Consider the following 2,484-nt stretch of genomic DNA (forward strand, 5'->3'; position numbering starts at 1 on the left):
AACGTGTTTGTATATGACCAGTGGCGGACCTTGGCAAGCTGTGGCTCAAACAGTTTTGCGAAGCAAAAGCTGGAAGCCGTGTCGCGGCGTGCGATTCAGCAGCCACGGCGAAGCCGTTTACTGGTTTATTCGGTTTTGATAAATTTACAATAAAAAGTAGGAATTTCAATTCAATAACCGTCTTAGCCATTGGTTATATACGGTGTTGTACGCTGTTTATTGCTTTAATTTTTCTAATTCGGCAATTTCACTTTTATCATATTTTCTATTTCTCAAGCATCTATTTGTCCAATAGACTTCATTTTCTTCGGGAAAGTTATAAAGGTCATGATCGGTTCCGTGAATATTATTTTTATGTCCATAAACGATATAATGAGTTCCAATTTCAAATGGGAATCCGCACTCCGAAAAATTTGACCATGTATAAATGGTGATAATTTTACTTTCAGTTTTTCCTTTATAAGTTTTATAAACTCTGAGGTTATATTTTGTGCCTCTAAATATTTTGAAGCCATCTAATGCATCAGAACTTTCATAATTTTTTAATTTATTCGGATCTGCATAAATTTCAAATTTTTCCTTTGAAATTATATTTCCAAAAAGCACTTTATCGGAACGTTCATACTCTTCGGAAACACTTACGAATCTTTTACATTTACATGCAAAAGACGTTAAAGAATTGAAGAGAAAAATGAGAAAAATTATTTTAGATATTTTCATTTTTAAATAGCGTACAACGTGTTTGTATAATGCCAGTGGCGTTTCTTGGCTCGCTGTGGCTCAACCAAATTTGCGGAGCAAATGTTGGCAGCGGCGTCGACGCGTGCGACTCGGAAGCCACAGCGAAGCCGTTTACGAGTTTATTCGGAATTAAAGATAGGATTTTTTGTAATGACAGGCTAGGGGAGTTCACAAAACTCGCCATTGGCTTTATACGGTGTTGGGTACTGGCTTTTATTTAATAATCTTGAACTAAAACCTCTGTTGGAATATGAAGTGCAGTATTCAATTTTCGAATCATGTTTAATGTTAATTTGCGTTTTCCGCTCAAAATTTCACTAACTCTACTTTTAAATCCTACAACATCCGCCAGATCTTTTTGTTTCATTCCCATTTGCTCCATTCTAAATTTTATAGCCTCAATTGGGTCTGGCATTCCAATTGGAAAATATTCATTTTCGTATCGATCTATTAATATAGAAAGGATTTCTAACTCGTCTCCTTGTTTAGTTCCCTTTTTTGCATCAAAAATCTGCTCAAGTCTGTTGAGTGCGTTCTGGTAGTCTTTTTCGTTTCTAATCGGTGCTATGTTCATTTTAAATACTATTTGCGTCAATTTTATCATATTCTGCGTGAGTTCCAATGAATCTTATCCAACCAATTTGAAAATCGAAATTGAATTTCACAATCAATCTGTAATTGTTTCCTTTTATATTGAATACAATTCTATTCTCGTCTAGAATGCTGGCACTTGGATATTCAGACTTTAATTCGTTGATATTTTTCCATTGTGCTTTTTCAGTTTCTCTGTACCACGCGGTGAGTTGTTGTTCACAATCACCATGTTTTTGCCAGAAATCACGTAAAGTTCGTTTTGCAATTACTCTCAAATCACTAATTGTTTGTCGCAAATATAATAAAAAAGTTACCATATTGGTAACAATATAGAAATTTTCAGCTTGTACCCAACGTGTTTGTATAATGCCAGTGGCGGTTCTTGGCTCGCTGTGGCTCAACCAAATTTGCGGTAGCAAATGTTGGCAGCGGCGTCGACGCGTGCGACTCGGAAGCCACGGCGAAGCCGTTTACGAGTTTATTCGGTTTATCTAAGATAGTCTTTTTGTGGGAAATCTAATTCAGTTAACCAACTTAGCCATTGGCTTTATACGTTGTTGGCTACAGTTACTTAAAGATCTCGAATACCTTTTTTTTATTTTCGGGGGATAGAATAATTTTATCAACTGAATGAAAGAAATGAAAGATTCCGGTTTCATTCATTCTAATTAAATATTGTGGAAAGGGTTCGTCAAAGTCTTCACGCCATTCTCTAATTCTATTTATTTCACGTTTTTTTGACGAAATCAAATATGCTTGATCTTTTAGAGGGAGTATGAAAAATGGTTCATTTAATAAATATTCATCACCATCTTCTGGATTAAATGTTAGTTTAAAATCCTCCATAGTGAAATTACCATGAATTGTTCCATTATCGACGAAAGGTCCATTTTGATTTCCACATTCATCGACTGTAACAATACATCCGACCATAGTGTAATTAAATCTGAAAGTATTATCCGAACAAAGAGTTAATTCATAACTTGAATTAAAGCCATCCATTTTGAAATTAATTGAATCATTCGAAATTAATTTTTTTTGCGCAACTAGATTGGCGGAAGCAAGTAATAAAAATACAAGTAAATTATAATAGGCTATTTTCATTTTCGTAATTGTTGCCAACGTGTTTGTATAATGCCAGTGGCGATT

The 2,484-nt window shown here is 34.7% G+C and carries 4 protein-coding genes; all 4 read right to left on the reverse strand.

Features of this window, described 5'->3' with window-relative positions:
• Positions 1–216: 216 nt before the first annotated feature.
• Positions 217–720, reverse strand: a complete 504-nt coding sequence (locus tag ACY2RU_RS17375; RefSeq protein ID WP_490139750.1) for a hypothetical protein — start codon at positions 718–720, stop codon at positions 217–219.
• A 238-nt stretch (positions 721–958) separates the two neighbouring features.
• Positions 959–1,315, reverse strand: coding sequence for a helix-turn-helix domain-containing protein (locus tag ACY2RU_RS17380; protein WP_490139751.1), 357 nt, complete (start codon positions 1,313–1,315; stop codon positions 959–961).
• Between the two features lies 1 nt (position 1,316).
• Entirely contained in the window at positions 1,317–1,610 is a 294-nt protein-coding gene (locus ACY2RU_RS17385) for a type II toxin-antitoxin system HigB family toxin (protein ID WP_490139752.1), read from the reverse strand.
• A 292-nt stretch (positions 1,611–1,902) separates the two neighbouring features.
• The coding region (locus ACY2RU_RS17390; protein ID WP_490139753.1) for a hypothetical protein at positions 1,903–2,484 on the reverse strand (582 nt) is incomplete at its 5' end.

This window comes from Ulvibacter sp. 2305UL32-6 (assembly GCF_058148545.1).

Bases quoted from the DNA above. Each gene is read 5' to 3' on its own strand.
- ACY2RU_RS17375 (WP_490139750.1), bottom strand. From the start codon at position 720: ATGAAAATATCTAAAATAATTTTTCTCATTTTTCTCTTCAATTCTTTA.
- ACY2RU_RS17380 (WP_490139751.1), bottom strand. From the start codon at position 1,315: ATGAACATAGCACCGATTAGAAACGAAAAAGACTACCAGAACGCACTC.